The organism is Pelovirga sp. (assembly GCF_059864205.1).
In genome coordinates, this window is record NZ_JCBCBS010000087.1 from 1 (window position 1) to 15,765 (window position 15,765).

General features: G+C 52.2%; 12 protein-coding genes. All 12 read left to right on the top strand.

Annotated elements, in window-relative coordinates:
* The coding region (locus AC6F7T_RS05765; RefSeq protein ID WP_500717049.1) for a DNA internalization-related competence protein ComEC/Rec2 at positions 1-2,410 on the top strand (2,410 nt) is incomplete at its 5' end.
* Positions 2,411-2,459: 49 nt separating this feature from the next.
* Positions 2,460-3,836, top strand: a complete 1,377-nt coding sequence (locus tag AC6F7T_RS05770) for a diguanylate cyclase (protein WP_500717050.1) — start codon at positions 2,460-2,462, stop codon at positions 3,834-3,836.
* Between the two features lie 339 nt (positions 3,837-4,175).
* Positions 4,176-5,420 carry a histidine--tRNA ligase gene (gene hisS / locus AC6F7T_RS05775; protein WP_500717051.1) on the top strand — a complete coding sequence of 415 codons (1,245 nt, stop codon included), beginning with the start codon at positions 4,176-4,178 and terminating at the stop codon, positions 5,418-5,420.
* Between the two features lie 110 nt (positions 5,421-5,530).
* Positions 5,531-7,321 carry an aspartate--tRNA ligase gene (gene aspS / locus AC6F7T_RS05780; protein ID WP_500717052.1) on the top strand — a complete coding sequence of 597 codons (1,791 nt, stop codon included), beginning with the start codon at positions 5,531-5,533 and terminating at the stop codon, positions 7,319-7,321.
* Between the two features lie 22 nt (positions 7,322-7,343).
* Complete coding sequence (locus AC6F7T_RS05785) at positions 7,344-8,075, top strand: hypothetical protein (protein WP_500717053.1); 732 nt, start codon at positions 7,344-7,346, stop codon at positions 8,073-8,075.
* 264 nt (positions 8,076-8,339) lie between these two features.
* On the top strand, positions 8,340-10,565 hold the full coding sequence (locus tag AC6F7T_RS05790; RefSeq protein WP_500717054.1) for an NADP-dependent isocitrate dehydrogenase: 2,226 nt from the start codon (positions 8,340-8,342) through the stop codon (positions 10,563-10,565).
* Positions 10,566-10,650: 85 nt separating this feature from the next.
* Positions 10,651-11,607 carry a malate dehydrogenase gene (mdh, locus tag AC6F7T_RS05795; protein WP_500717055.1) on the top strand — a complete coding sequence of 319 codons (957 nt, stop codon included), beginning with the start codon at positions 10,651-10,653 and terminating at the stop codon, positions 11,605-11,607.
* 357 nt (positions 11,608-11,964) lie between these two features.
* Positions 11,965-12,159: a 4Fe-4S binding protein gene (locus AC6F7T_RS05800; RefSeq protein ID WP_191156988.1), complete on the top strand. Its 195-nt coding sequence runs from the start codon at positions 11,965-11,967 to the stop codon at positions 12,157-12,159.
* Between the two features lie 20 nt (positions 12,160-12,179).
* Positions 12,180-13,319 carry a 2-oxoacid:acceptor oxidoreductase subunit alpha gene (locus tag AC6F7T_RS05805; protein WP_500717056.1) on the top strand — a complete coding sequence of 380 codons (1,140 nt, stop codon included), beginning with the start codon at positions 12,180-12,182 and terminating at the stop codon, positions 13,317-13,319.
* Positions 13,320-14,135 (top strand): thiamine pyrophosphate-dependent enzyme, encoded by an 816-nt coding sequence (locus tag AC6F7T_RS05810; protein WP_500717057.1) that lies wholly within the window; start codon positions 13,320-13,322, stop codon positions 14,133-14,135. It begins immediately after the preceding gene.
* Between the two features lie 25 nt (positions 14,136-14,160).
* On the top strand, positions 14,161-14,712 hold the full coding sequence (locus tag AC6F7T_RS05815; RefSeq protein ID WP_500717058.1) for a 2-oxoacid:acceptor oxidoreductase family protein: 552 nt from the start codon (positions 14,161-14,163) through the stop codon (positions 14,710-14,712).
* A gap of 142 nt (positions 14,713-14,854) precedes the next feature.
* On the top strand, positions 14,855-15,541 hold the full coding sequence (gene bamJ, locus AC6F7T_RS05820; RefSeq protein WP_500717059.1) for a BamJ family beta-barrel-assembly machinery protein: 687 nt from the start codon (positions 14,855-14,857) through the stop codon (positions 15,539-15,541).
* The last annotated feature ends 224 nt before the right edge of the window (positions 15,542-15,765 follow it).

A 15,765-nucleotide genomic window follows, 5' to 3' on the forward strand; every position in this document is an offset into this window, starting at 1 on the left:
GGACTTGCCGTTATTATTTTGCTTGTTGGCGGCGGCCATTGCTGGTCTGGCCGCCGCCAGCTTTGTTTCGGTTGGGGCGACAACTGGCTGGATCGCTATCCTGCTCTGTCTCTGTCTGACTCTTTGTTGCCGCTGTTTTCCCCGCTACTCGCGATTCTCCCTGCTTTTTTTCTGCCTTGCTCTGTCCCTGTCTTTTAATCTTCGTTACCCCACCTTGTTACAGTTTGCTGATGATGTCACGCGGATTGATCAGTTGTCCCGCCGAACCACGGCCGTTGGTGTGATAACCGATGTACGGCAATTGGCAGAGGGTCGTAGCCGGGTTGATATGCTCGTTGATGAGGTATGGGATAAGGGGGTGATGCTGAATCTGGCGCGCCCCCTGTGGTTGCGTTTAAGTGTCGAAGCGGGAGCTAATGACCTGCTGCCGCAAGATCGCATCAGCTTCAACGGCAGGCTACGACAGCCACGCTTGTTCGGTACCCCGGGTGAATTTCACTGGCCGCGTTATGTCGCCAGCCAGAAAATTGAAATGACCAGCTGGGTGAAGGACATGGATCAGATCGAGTTGCTTGCTACAGGTAAGGGCGGTCTGCAACGGCAGATAGTTCAGTGGCGAAACCAGATTGCCGCCTTTATTGTGACCCATGTGCCGGAAAAAAGAGCGGTACTGGTGCGCGCGCTGGTGTTGGGTGAGGGGCGGCAATTATCACAGGAGACGCGCAATATCCTGGCCAGTGCCGGTATCAGTCATCTGTTTGCCATTTCCGGATTGCATCTTGGTTTGTTGGGGATGTTTGGCTATCGGTTACTGCTGTTGATCTATCGGCGCTCAACACGATTGCTCCTGTGGCAGCCGCCACAACGGGTGCTGCCGCTGGTGCTATTGCCATTGTTGTTTTTATATCTACTGTTAACCGGGGATGCCGTGTCAACCCGGCGCGCCTTTGTCCTGGCCGGCACTGGGGCAATGCTATTGCTGTTGCGTTATCCGGTTAATCCACTGCACCTGCTGGCCGCTGTTGCCTTGATCTTTTTACTCTGTAATCCGCTGCTGTTGTGGTCGGCCGGCTGGCAACTGTCGTTCAGTGGTGCGGCCGGCATTCTGCTGTGGCGACCACTGTGGCAGCATCGGCACATCTCGGCATTGCCCTACCGGGTATTGCGCTATCTGCTGCAGATTTTTCTGGTCAGTTGCGCGGCGACACTCGCTACCTTGCCTCTCGTACTGTTTAATTTTCATCTGCTCGCTCCGGCCGCCCTGCCGGCAAACCTGATTTGCGTGCCGTTTGTTACCCTGGTTGCCCTGCCGATCGGGTTTATCGGTCTGCTTTTGTTCCCCTGGTGGCCACCAGCGGCTGCTCTGATGTTTCGTTGCTGCGGGTTTTTTCTTGAGCAGCTCTATCTTTTCTCCTTATGGCTGACTGATATTCCAGTGCTGGCCGGCATGTACCTGTACTGGTCGCGTAGCCAGTATCTTGCGCTTGCCTTGCTGGTATTGCCGGTGCTGCTGTGGCCGCGGCTAGCGCGCCGGTCATGGTTTAAAATGACAGCCGGTTGTGCTCTGCTGGTGTTGCTCCTGTGGCAGTTGCCTGTCGTGTCGCGCGCGCCGGTAACCTTGACCATGTTCAGCGTCGGGCAGGGGGAGTCATTATTGTTACAGAACAACAACGGGCAGAATATCCTGATTGACGGTGGCGGGCTCTATGGTGATCGCTTTGATGTTGGCCAACGCTTGCTGGCACCGGCCTTTGGAGAACTGGGTGTCAGGCATTTTGACCGGATTGTTTTGACTCACAACCATGCCGATCACTGGAAAGGGTTGGTGTATGTCCTCAGCCACTACCCCGTCGCTGAATTGGTGCTTGGCGAACCTCTTGCCAACTATCATCCGGCCATTGTCGCTGTGACTCGCGGTCGTAATATTCCGGTGCGGGTGGTAGAGCAGGGGTGGAGTCTTTTTGGCGACTGGCGGTCCGGCGATTTGTCGCTATACAATGGCAGTGCTGCTGCCGCTAATGCGAATGACGCTTCTCTTGTCCTCGCTCTGCGCTACGGTGATCAAACCGCCGATGAACAGGGTTTATTGCTGGCAGGTGATCTGGAAGCGCGAGGAGTGCAACACTTGATCGGTGCCGGAATTCGGTCACCGATAACATTGCTCAAGCTGCCCCATCACGGCAGTGGTAAGGCGGATGCAGAGCGGCTGGTACGTTTGCTGCGTCCCGAGGTGGGGTTGGTGTCGGTCGGTTATCAGAACATCTATCGCTTGCCGGCACGGGCCCTTCTGGATCATCTGGATGAACAGAATGTCGTGGTTTATCGAACCGATCGTGATGGAACGGTGCGTGCTCAGTTACGTGCTGACGGTTGGCACCTGCAAAAGTGGCAGAATGGGCTTTTCCGTTGACTTTGCGAGCTAAAGGCTGGTACTTAAATGGCAATATTGCTAAGGGGTTATGATGGTCCAACAAGCTAAAATACTGGTTGTTGATGATGAGCTTTTCTTTCGTCATCTCTACCGTGATCTACTCGAAGATGCCGGCTATTCTGTGGTGGTCTGTACCAATGGCGACGAAGCGGTCAGATTGCTGGAGTCAGAACCCTTTGATCTGGTCTTAAGCGATATAGTGATGCCCGGCCGCAGCGGTATCGACGTTCTGCGTTTTGCTAAAGGCATGCCGTCGCCGCCCGACGTGGTCATGGTGACCGGTTGTGCCAGCCTCGATTCGGCTATCGAATCTCTTAAGAACGGTGCCCGCGATTATCTCGTGAAACCCTTCAATCCGGAAGAACTCAAGCATTTGATTGCAACCTGCCTGGAACAGCGGCGACTGCTTGCTGAAAATGCCCACCTTAAACGTCAGATCACCCTGTTTCAAGCCGGTCAAACCCTTTCGTCCCTCATCGATCTGGAATGCCTAGTTCCACAATCCCTCGAAGCCTTAATGCGCGAGTTGGGATCCGATTCGGGTTTTTCATTTACCCTGGCCGAAGACGAGGCAACCTACCTGACCGGGCTAAAAAAAATTCACGCCGACCATGCGGAACAGTTGATTGAGCTACTGCTGCCGGAATTTTACCAGGCCGGTGGCGTGGTTCAGCCGTCAACGCAGTGTGCGCAGAGGTTGCACAGTCTCAACAAAACCCGGGAGCAGATCTGGATGCTGCCGTTACGCGACGGTGATGTGCTAAAGGGTGGCCTTCTGATCAGTGATGCTGTTTGTCATGATACCGATTTTTCTCTGGCAGATTTGCGTTATCTGTGTGATCAGATTGCTCTGGGTTTTGCCAATGCCTCGCGTTATCGCAATGCCCAGCAGCTTATGTACTCAGACGATCTGACCGGTCTCTACAATCATCGTTATCTGCAGATTGCTCTCAATCAGGAGATGATGCGCTCGCAGCGTTATGGGCTGAAGTTTTCTCTGTTGTTTATGGATCTTGATCGCTTCAAAGAAATCAACGATCAGCACGGACACCTGGCCGGCAGTGCAGCTCTGCAGGAGGTTGGACGTCTGATGCGAGGGTGCGTGCGCGATGTTGATACCCTGTTCCGTTTCGGTGGCGATGAGTTTGCTGCTCTGCTGGTTGAAACGGATCTGCGCGCGGCGCGTGTTGTTGCCGAGCGTATTCGCGGGCTGATTGCCAAACATATTTTTCTGAAAAACGACAACACACCATCACAGGTAACGGTCTCTATCGGCATTTCGACCTTTCCCGATGATGCGACCACTCAGGAGCGCCTTCTCGATCTTGCTGACCAGGCGATGTACATCGGTAAGTCGTCGCGTAACAGTATTTGCAGCGCCGGCGAAATCAACGGTCCGCGCTAGTTTCTAACTTTGATGCTTGCGCAAAAAGCATCAGGTTGGACGGCTAAGCTCAAAGCGCCACCTGTAAGGCGCGCCATTGTTGAACAATGAGGAGTCCTTACGTACGTCGAAGCAGTGGACGATGGCGGTACCCCAGCCGTTGGTGAGTTTTTGCGCCGCCATCAATTTTAATCGTTCCGCCAAGCTAAATCTTGCTGTTCCCCCACCTTTGCTTTATAACATCGGCGGACTCTCTTCATTTTCCATCAGCAGATAGTTTTTTCCCTTCTGGTTTCTGATGAGACAGAGGAGAGTCAGCACTCTTCATTGCGATCGCAAACGTGAGCTTGAAAGGATAGAATGGTGAGTATTTCAGGAATCAAGGGAATGAACGATGTCTTGCCGGACGTGGTCGGCGTCTGGCAGTTTCTCGAACAAAGCGCGCGCGAAATTTTTAGCACCTATGGATTTACTGAGATTAGAACGCCGGTCCTTGAAAAAACTGAGCTCTTCTGTCGTTCCATTGGTGAATCCACCGACATCGTCGAAAAAGAAATGTATACTTTCGCCGATAAGAGCGGGAACTCCATGACCTTGCGCCCGGAAGGGACAGCCCCAGTCATGCGCTCAATTATTCAGAATCGTTTGGTCGCTCAGGATACGGTTTCCAAGCTCTGCTATATCGGCCCCATGTTTCGTTATGAACGCCCGCAAAAAGGGCGTTACCGCCAATTTCATCAGATTGGTGCCGAGGCGATCGGGGTCGAAGATCCCAAGATTGACGCCCAGGTGCTGCTGATGCTCCATCATTTTTTCAACCGAATCGGTATTAATGCGGTCTCCCTCGAAATTAATTCCCTCGGCTGCCCGGTCTGCCGCCCCGATTATCGCCGGCAACTGATCCAATATCTTGAGCAGCGCCTGGAGCCGCTTTGCAGCGAATGCCAACGGCGTTATCAGACCAACCCCCTGCGAGTCCTTGATTGCAAGGTCGAAGCCTGCCGGACTGCTACGGTCGACGCCCCGGCGATGATCGATCATCTGTGCGGCGCTTGCGATCAGCACTTCACTCAGGTGCGGCGCTATCTTGACCTGCTCAAGGTGCCATATAGTGTGAACGCGCGCATGGTACGCGGTCTTGATTATTATGTGCGCACCACCTTTGAACTGGTGACCGATCAGTTAGGGTCACAAAACGCTGTGGCGGCAGGTGGCCGCTATGACGGCCTGATCGAAAGTCTCGGTGGGCCGCCCCTGCCAGGAATCGGTTTTGCCATTGGTCTGGAACGCCTGGTGCTCATGCTGGACCAAGATGCCGGCAGTTTGGCTGTGCCGGATTTGTTTATTGCCGCCCTTGGGGACGCCGCGGCCGAACAGGCATTTGTTCTGATGTCGCAGTTGCAGATGCAGGGAGTGCGAGCTGAAATGGATTTCCACGGCAAAAGCTTAAAAGCACAGATGCGCCGTGCCGACAAATCCGGTGCAATACATACCTTGATTATTGGTGATGAGGAATTGCGCAGTGGCCAGGCTCAGCTCAAAAAAATGGCAGACGGCACACAGTCAAGCGTGCGCCTTGATGCACTGGTGGAAATGCTGACGTAAAAATCTTTTTGCAGCTATTTGCTATTACTTGACCGACACTTGCTGCGATCCATATAATAAACCGTTTAACAATCACTATTTGGGCGTCTGCTGGCGCATTTGGAGGCACCGTGCAAAACGATAAGCTGGGAAACTGGAAACGGACACATCGATGTGGTGAACCGACGGCAGTACTGATCGGTCAGGAAATTTGTGTCATGGGGTGGGTACAGAGGCGCCGTGATCATGGCGGTCTGATTTTTATCGATCTGCGCGATCGAGAGGGGATCGTTCAGTTGGCTCTCGATCCGGACCGCGATGTCACCTCGCACCGGAAGGCAGAACAGGTGCGCACTGAATATGTGATCGCTGCCCGGGGAAGAGTTTCGGCACGCCCGCAAGGAACCGTCAACCCGCGCATGAAAACCGGTGAGGTTGAAATTGAGGTAACCGAGTTACGGATCCTTAACCGTTCTGAGACCCCCCCCTTCATGATTGATGAATACACCGAGGTAGCAGAAAATATCCGTTTGAAGTATCGCTATCTTGACCTGCGGCGTCCAGCGCTGCAGCGCAATCTGATGATGCGTCATCTGGTTGCCAGAACGGTTAGGACCTATCTTGACGGTCAAGGTTTTATTGAGGTTGAAACCCCGGTTCTGACCAAGAGCACACCGGAAGGAGCACGCGACTATCTGGTTCCGAGCCGCGTCAATGTCGGCAATTTTTATGCTCTGCCGCAGTCCCCCCAATTATTCAAGCAGCTGCTCATGGTGTCCGGTTTTGATCGCTATTTTCAGATCGTCAAATGTTTCCGCGACGAGGATCTGCGCGCCGATCGTCAACCGGAGTTCACCCAGATTGACTGTGAAATGAGCTTTGTCAATCGTGATGATGTTATTGCTACCATGGAGGGGTTGATCGCCGCCATTTTTAAAGAGGCTATCGGCCTCGAGGTTCAATTGCCCATGGAGCGCCTGACCTATGCAGAGGCCTTGCGGCGCTTTGGTGTTGACAACCCCGATCTGCGCTTTGCCCTTGAACTGGTAGACCTGACTGCATTGGTGGCTGATTCGCAGTTCAAGGTGTTTGCTGAGGTGGCGGCAGCCGGAGGGCTGGTTAAGGCTATCAACGTCAAGGGTGGTGCGGATTTCTCCCGCAAGGACCTGGATGGTTTTACCGATTTTGTCAAGATTTACGGTGCCAAAGGGCTAGCCTGGGTCAAGGTCACTGAAGAAGGGTGGCAGTCTCCCATTGCCAAATTTTTTACCGCTGCGGAGTTGATCCGTCTCAATCAGGAATTGTCTAGTGAGGTTGGTGACCTGTTGCTGTTTGTTGCCGATACGGCGGGGATTACCAATGAGGCGCTGGGGCGTCTGAGGGGGCATCTTGGTCAGCGTCTGGGGCTGGCAAGTAAGGATGACTATCGCTTTGTCTGGGTGACTGACTTTCCGCTGCTTGAGTGGGATGCCGAAGCCAAGCGCCATGTTGCCGTCCATCACCCCTTTACCTCGCCGCTGGAGGAAGATATCCCGCTTCTTGACAGTGATCCGGGCAAGGCGCGTGCCCAGGCCTACGATCTGGTTCTCAACGGGTCGGAGGTCGGCGGCGGCAGCGTCCGGATCCATGACCCGTCCGTGCAGTCGCGCCTGTTCGAGCTTCTGGGTATTGGCGAAGAGGAGGCACAATTGAAGTTCGGTTTCCTGCTTGATGCCTTAAGCTATGGAGCACCACCCCATGGTGGTATTGCTTTTGGTCTCGATCGGCTGATGATGATCCTTACCGCAGCCGATTCGATCCGCGACGTGATCGCCTTCCCGAAAACCCAGAAAGCAACCTGTATGCTGTCGGATGCGCCAAATGCCGTGGACGAAAAGCAGTTGCAGGAATTGGGTATCCGGTTGCGGAAAAAGCAGGAGTAATGACTCTAAAAAAAGATTTTAAATGAAGATCAGATTTTTATTTATCATAGGTGTTTGTGTCGCTGTCCTGGCGGGTTGTGCAAAACCGCCGGTTGCAGAGTTGGAAACCGCACGTAATCTGGTTCGCCATGCTGCTGAAGTCGGCGCCGCTGACTGGTCCCCGGGTGAATACCAGCTGGCACGGGCTGCCCTGGACGCAGCCGAAGATCAGATGGAGAGGCAGAAATATCGTGCAGCAGCGCGGACCATCAGTCTGGCGCAGCGTTACGCTGAAGCTGCTCGTATCGAAGCGGAAATTGCTGTTGCGCGGTTGGCTGAGTTGGAACGTCAGCGCATAGAAAAGGCCCGCCGACAGGAAGAACTACGTCAGCGCGAACTGGCCGAACAGGAAGCAGCCCAACGTCAACAAGAGCTGGAACGGCGTCGCCAACTGGAAGCCCAACAGGCAGCGGCGCGCGCAGCAAGTGCCGCCAGTGTGGCAAAAACCCCACCACCGCCCCCGCCTCCACCGGTCACGACCGCCAAGGTAGAGCGTTATGAAGTCAGGGCTGGGCAGAACCTGGCCGAGATTGCCGGTTTGCCTGAAGTCTATGGCGATGGGTTGCTGTGGCCGTTGATTTACCGTGCCAACCGTGATCAGATCAAAACACCCAGGGAGATTGCGCCCGGCCAGCTGCTGGATATCCCCCGTGACAAAAATATTGAAGAGATTGAGGCCGCGCGCCAGGAGGCCCAGGAGTTGAATCTGTTCTGATTTTATTGGACGCAGCAAAGGAATTTTGTTGTCGCTTTGGTTGGTGTTTCTTCGCCGCTTCACGGCAGAAGGTCGCGACCCCCGGCAATGAAGATAAGCTGTCTTTTTATGGAGAGTTTTAATCGCCGGTTGACCGTGAAGCCTCTTGACATGCCCCTCTCACTTGTATACTGTATACAACGCTTTCCCATGCGGGATTCTCAGTTTGTAACCTTGTTATGGACTGCATTATTTTGACACTACATTAATCAAGGAGAGAGACGAATGGCAGCAAAGATTATCTGGTCTGAAATTGATGAAGCACCGGCTTTGGCCACCTATGCCTTTTTGCCCGTTGTTCGAGCCTTTACCAAAGGCTGCGACATTGAGGTAGAAACCCGTGATATTTCCCTGCCCGGTCGTGTGCTGACACTCTTCCCGGAGCGCCTGACCGAAGCACAACGGGTCGCTGACCATCTGGCAGAGTTGGGTCAGTTGGTCAAGTCCCCTGAAGCCAACGTGATCAAACTGCCGAATATCAGTGCCTCGGTTCCCCAGCTGCAGGCCTGTATCAAGGAACTTCAGCAACAGGGTTATGATATTCCCAGTTATCCGGAAGAAGCGAAAAACGACGAGGACCGCAAGCTGCAGGAGCGTTTTTCCAAGGTGCTCGGTTCCGCGGTAAATCCGGTGTTGCGCGAGGGCAACTCGGATCGTCGTGCTGCAGCGTCGGTTAAAAAGTTTGCCCAGAAAAATCCCCACAAGATGATGCAGCCCTGGCCGGCTCCCGGCGAATCAAAATGCCGTGTCGCTTTCATGGATAGCGGCGATTTCTATGCGTCAGAAAAATCGGTGACGATGGATGCCGCTGATACCGTCAAGATCCAGTTTGTGGATGAGGGTGGCCATAGCAAGGTCCTTAAAGAAGTCAAGTTGCTGGCCGGTGAGGTTTTTGACAGTTCTACTATGAATGTGCGTAAACTGCGTGAGTTCTATGCTGCCACCGCCGCCGAGGCAAAAGAAAAGGGTGTGCTGTTGTCACTGCACCTCAAGGCCACTATGATGAAGATCTCTGATCCGATTTTGTTCGGCCACTGTGTATCGGTGTATTTCAAGGATGCCCTTGATAAGCATGCTGCGACCCTCAAAGAGATCGGTGCCAGCCCCAATTATGGTATGGGCGATATCCTGGCCAAGCTGAACAAATTGCCGGCGGACAAAAAGGCCGAAATTGAAGCCGACATCAATAAGTGCTACGAAAGCGGCCCGGCGCTCGCCATAGTTGACTCCCGCAAGAATATTACCAACCTGCATGTGCCCAACGACGTGATTGTTGATGCTTCCATGCCTAACGTTGTCCGGGATGGCGGCAAAATGTGGAATCTGCAGGATCAGTTGCAGGACACTATCGCCATGGTTCCTGACCGTTGCTATGCCACCATGTACGCAGAGATCATTGATAATGCTCGTGACAATGGTCAGTTCGATCCTTCGACCATGGGCAGTGTTTCTAACGTTGGTCTGATGGCGCAGAAAGCTGAAGAATACGGCTCCCATGACAAAACCTTTGAAGCGCCGAGCAACGGAACCTTCCAGGTTGTCAACTCAGCCGGTCAGCTCTTGATGGAGCAGAAGGTAGAAAAGGGGGATGTCTATCGCTCCTGCCAGGCTAAAGATATCGCCATCAAAGACTGGGTTCGTCTTGCGGTTGAGCGGTGCCGTGAGTCGGGTGAGCCGGTGGTGTTCTGGCTGGATGAAAAGCGCGGTCACGATGCCCAGATCATTGCCAAGGTCAACAAATATCTTCCCGACTATGATACCGCCGGTCTCGAGATCAAGGTGATGGCTCCCCGTGAAGCGATGAAGTTCTCACTGGAGCGGATTCGTAAAGGGCTTAACACCATTTCAGCAACCGGCAACGTGCTGCGGGATTATCTGACCGACCTGTTCCCGATTCTGGAACTGGGTACCAGTGCACGGATGCTGTCTATCGTACCGTTGCTTGCCGGTGGTGGTCTGTTTGAAACAGGTGCCGGCGGTTCTGCTCCCAAGCATGTCCAGCAGTTCCTGAAAGAAGGGCACACCCGCTGGGATTCTTTAGGCGAATATTGTGCGCTGGTTCCATCGTTGGAACTGGTAGCTAAAAACTTCAATAACAACAAAGCCAAGGTGCTTGCTGAGACTCTTGATACGGCTATTGGTACGTACCTTGAGAATCAGAAACTGCCGTCTCGTAAAGTTAATGAACTGGATAATCGCGGCAGCACTTTCTACCTGACGCTGTACTGGGCTCAGGCATTGGCCGCTCAGAGTCAGGATCAGGATCTCAAGACTCGTTTCACCCCGATTGCCAAGGAAATGACTGACAACGCTGACAAAATCGATGCTGAATTGATTGCGGCGCAAGGTAGGCCGATTGATATCGGTGGTTACTTCCGTCCGGATCGAGTCAAAACCGAAAAGGAAATGCGTCCAAGTGCAACCCTGAATGCTATTATCGACAACATGTAGTGGTCTTTAGTAAATCAGCCGAGCCGGGGCGAACGGTCGTCCCGGTTTAATTAAATATAAGATATTAATAACAAGGAGAGAGAAAATGGCGAGACCAAAAATTGCTTTGATTGGTGGCGGACAAATTGGTGGTGTTCTGGCTCAACTTTGTGCGTTGCGTGAACTGGGTGATGTGGTGATGTTCGACATCGTCGAGAATATGCCTCAGGGAAAAACCCTTGATATTGCTGAAGCATCACCTGTAGACGGCTTTGACGTCAGTGTGACCGGTACCAATGATTATAAAGATATCGCTGGTTCAGATGTTGTTATCGTTACTGCCGGCCTACCGCGTAAGCCTGGTATGAGCCGTGATGACCTGATCGGTGTTAACTCAAAGATCATGACCAGTGTGGCTGAAGGTATTCGTGATAATGCTCCGAATGCCTTTGTTATCGTTATTTCTAACCCCCTTGATGCGATGGTGACCTTGTGCCGGAAGGTTACCGGCTTCCCGTCTGAGCGTGTTTGTGGTCAGGCCGGTGTCCTTGACTCCGCCCGTTTTGCTGCTTTCATTGCCTGGGAACTTGGTGTTTCTGTCAAGGACGTTACTGCTATTACCCTTGGTGGTCACGGTGATACCATGGTTCCCCTGGTACGTTACGCTAATGTTGCGGGCATTCCGGTTATGGAACTGCTTGAGCAGAAGTACGGTAATGCCGCCAAGGCCCAGGAAGTGATGACTGCAATGGTTGAGCGCACCAAGAATGCCGGTGGCGAAGTCGTTAAGCTGCTTGGCAACGGTAGTGCTTTCTACAGCCCGGCCTCGTCAGCTGTAGCGATGGCCGAGTCATTCCTTAAGGACCAAAAACGGGTACTGCCGACCTGCGCCTTGCTGCAAGGCCAATACGGTGTTGATAACTTCTATGTTGGCGTTCATTGTGTGATCGGGGCCGGCGGTATCGAGAAGATCATTGAAATGAAACTTGATGCTGGTGAGCAGGCGCTGATGGATAACTCTGTTGCCGCAGTGAAAGAACTCGTCGGCAGCATGAATCTCTAGCAGGATTGTTGCTCTTGATTCAGAAGGGCAGTCGTTTGACTGCCCTTCTGTTTTTGGCTCCGCTCTGGTAATTCAATAACGATAATGCAGGGGTGCTGCAAACAGGGTAGTGGTTGTTCGGGTATGGGAGTAGATGCCTGTAAAAACCTGTTGCGGCCTTTTTTTTGTTGTGAAAATTTTTTATTCGATTCCCAGGGTTGAGCTTAACCCGCTGCTTTTATAAGGAAAGCACCATTGTTCCAGGTGCTTCAGGGATGGATGTTTTTGCTGGCGTAGAGTTGTCGCTTATGTTAGCATTTCGCCGCTTTGAAAAGCTGTTTGTCGACAGTCACTATATAGTAAAGGAGATAATCGTTCATGAGCGCGAAAGCGGAAATTGAAATCATCGAAGCCTATTGTAAGGGATGCAGCATTTGCGTAGAGTTCTGTCCTACAAAGGTCCTGGAGATGGATGCATTTGTTGTCAAGGTTGCAAACGCTGATGCCTGTATTGCATGTAATCAGTGTGAGTTGCGTTGCCCTGACTTCGCCATTAAAGTTCACAAGCTGTAATAGCTAGAGGAGGTCAGTTCGTGGCAAAGAAAATTGCTCTTTTACAGGGGAATGAGGCTTGCGCCCAGGGCGCACTTTATGCCGGATGTAACTTCTTCGGCGGCTACCCAATTACTCCCTCCACTGAAATTGCGGAAGTTATGGCAGGTGAACTTCCCAAAATAGGTGGTAAGTTTATTCAGATGGAAGACGAAATCGGTGCTATAGCATCTATAATCGGTGCTTCGTTAGCCGGTTCCAAAGTGCTGACCGCCTCGTCAGGCCCCGGTATTTCCCTGAAACAGGAATTGATCGGTTATGCCTGTATCGCTGAAGTTCCCTGCGTTATCATCAACGTCATGCGTGGTGGTCCTTCAACCGGTATGCCCACCGGCCCCGGACAGTCTGATGTGATGCAGGCGCGTTGGGGTACCCATGGTGACCATGCGGCTATTGCGCTGTGTCCGGCTTCCTGTCAGGAAATTTTTACCGAGACTGTTCGTGCCTTCAATCTGGCGGAAAAGTATCGCATGCCGGTACAGGTTCTGTATGATGAAATCGTCGGTCACATGCGTGAGCGTATTGTCTTTCCGGAACCAGGTGAACTCGAAGTGATCGATCGCCCGGCGCCATCGGTTCCGCCCGAGAAATATAAGCCTTTTGACACCTCTTTCGGTGATGTCCCGCCGCTGGCTGCTTACGGCTCAGACTACCGTTTCCATGTTACTGGGTTAAACAAGGCCGAGGATGGTTTTCCAACTACCAAGGCCGAATTGGTCGATGCTGAAGAGCGCCGTCAGATCCGCAAGGTTGAGTGCCCGGAAGCCCGTGCAGATATAGAGTCAAATGAGGAATATCTGATTGATGATGCCGAGGTCGTTGTCCTGGCTTACGGCTCTACTTCTCGCTCAGCCCGGTATGCTGTCAATGAACTGCGCGAGCAGGGCATTAAGGCAGGCATGTTCCGTCCCATTACCCTCTGGCCGTTCCCGGAAAAGCGTGTTGCTCAGATTGGCGAACAGGTCAAAGCGATAGTTGTCCCTGAAATGAACCTTGGCCAGATGATCTTTGAGGTGGAGCGGGTTGTGAAAAATTCCTGTAAGCTCGCAGGCGTCCACCGGGTTGACGGCGATCCGCTCACCCCAAGCCAAATCATCGACCAGGTTAAGGAGGTTCTCTAAATGGCTTACGATTACGAAAAATCAATCCGTCCGGGAAAGCTGCCTCACATCTGGTGTCCCGGTTGTGGCCATGGCATTGTCATGAAGGGTCTGATTCGGGCAATGGATGCTTGTGGTCTTGAAAAAAAGAATACAGCCATTGTCTCTGGTATCGGCTGTGCCAGCCGGATGCCCGGGTACCTGGATTTTAATACCCTGCATACCGCTCATGGTCGTGCAGCAGCTTTTGCTACCGGTATAAAAATGGCAAAGCCGGAAATGACGGTCATCTGCTGTGGCGGCGATGGGGATGGTGCCGCGATCGGGGGCAATCACTTTATTCATGCCTGCCGGCGTAATATTGATATGACCTACGTTTTGATGAATAACTACATCTACGGCATGACCGGTGGTCAGTTCTCTTCATCTACTCCGACCGGACATTTGGCCTCGACAACTCCCTACGGCAATCCTGATCCATGTTTTGATCTGGCAAAACTGGCGATCGGTGCCGGTGCGACCTTTGTTGCCCGGACGACGGCTTTCCATGCGAACCAGATTGACAAATTGATCGCTGAGGGAATCAAGCACAAAGGCATGGCTATTATCGAAGTTCTGGACGACTGCCCCACTACTTACGGGCGGCGTAACAAGTTCCGCAGTGTCGTGGATATGATGAAGCGTCTCAAGGAAATCGCGGTTCCGGTGACTGCAGCGGCAAAAATGACACCCGAGCAGCTCGAAGGGAAGACCTTGACCGGTGTTCTCCACAAGGAAGACCGTCCGGAATACTGCGAAAACTACGCAAAAATCATTGCGCGTGTGCAAGGCGCCTGATCACATCCATAAGGAGACGAGAATCATGGCAGAAAGATATGAACTTCGCTTTTCCGGTGCGGGTGGTCAGGGTCTGATCACTGCCGGAATTATCCTGGCAGAAGCCGCTTCGATCATCGAAGGGCGTCATGCCGTACAGTCACAAAGTTATGGGCCGGAAGCCCGTGGTGGAGCTTCCAAGTCGGAAGTTATCATTGGCGATGAGCCGATCGATTACCCTAAGGCAACCGTTGTTGATGCCTGTCTGGCAATGACCCAGGAAGCTGCTGATAAATATGCAGTTGGTATTAAGGACGGTGGTGTTCTACTGGTCGACAGTGATTTTGTTAAAAACCCGCCACAGGGTAATTACAAGGTTTACAGTCTGCCGATCATGCGCACCGCAAAGGTCGATGTTGGTCGTGAAATTGTTGCCAACGTTATTGCTCTGGGTGCAATGATCGCCCTGACCGGCGTTGTTAAGCGCGAGTCCGGTGAGCAAGCGGTTCTGGCTAAGGTGCCGGAAGCCTTCAAGGACCTGAACAAAAAGGCCTATAGTCTTGGTTTTGATAAAATGAAAGAAGTTCTGGCTGGTTAATCAGTTGGACTATTATAGATAAAGCAAGGCCCGGCGTAGCAACTCCGGGCCTTGCTTTTTTTGTTGGTGACATCAGGGAGACATGGTGTGTCCAGGTCTTTCTCGTATAGTTAACGATGCCTAAATTTCATAAGAAAGGACAATGAAGATGAAAAAACTATTTACTGCCTTGTTGGTTGTAGTGGTCGCTGCGACGGTCAGTTATTCTGCAACGTTTGAAACAGAAGCTGAACAGGTAGGTTATGCCATCGGCATGAATATTGGTCTGAGCATGAAGATGCAACAACTGGACATCGATCCTGAAATGGTTTCAGCAGGTCTTGTTGCTGCGTTTAAGGGGGAGCTAACATTGATGGATGAAGATCAGATGGCCCAGACCTTGATGGCTTTTCAACAGCAGATGCAGATGCGGGAAATGGCGATGATGGCTGCGGAAGCAGAAAAAAATGTCGCAGAATCTGCAACGTATCTCGAACAGAACAGTAAAAAGGCGGGGGTTGTGACAACAAAAAGTGGGTTGCAGTACCGTGTACTGTCCAAGGGGAAAGGAATATCACCTAAGGTTAACTCATCGGTAGAAGTTCACTATCGTGGAACCTTGATAGATGGAACTGAGTTTGACAGTTCTTATACGCGTGGCGAGCCTGCCCGTTTTCCGGTTGCCAATGTTATCCCCGGCTGGACTGAAGCTCTGCAACTGATGCAGGAGGGAGATAAGTGGGAACTTACTATTCCTGCTGAACTGGCTTACGCTGATCAGGGAGCACCACCGGTGATACCACCAAACGCTGCCCTTGTTTTCGAAGTAGAACTGTTGAAGGTTCATTAGTCCATCCCTGTTTCATTCTCGTCGGGCAGAAGTTGTCCGATGAGAATGAGTACAACACACAGTAACAGCAATGATTCGAACATGACGGTTGCCTCCTCGTAGTTAGTCCATAAACACCATCCCCTCTCGAATCATGATTGTCCTTATGTGTGACATAATAATTCACACCAGTAGGATTACTGAAATCGAATTATTGAAATAATTGCGGGATATCATCGCAGTTG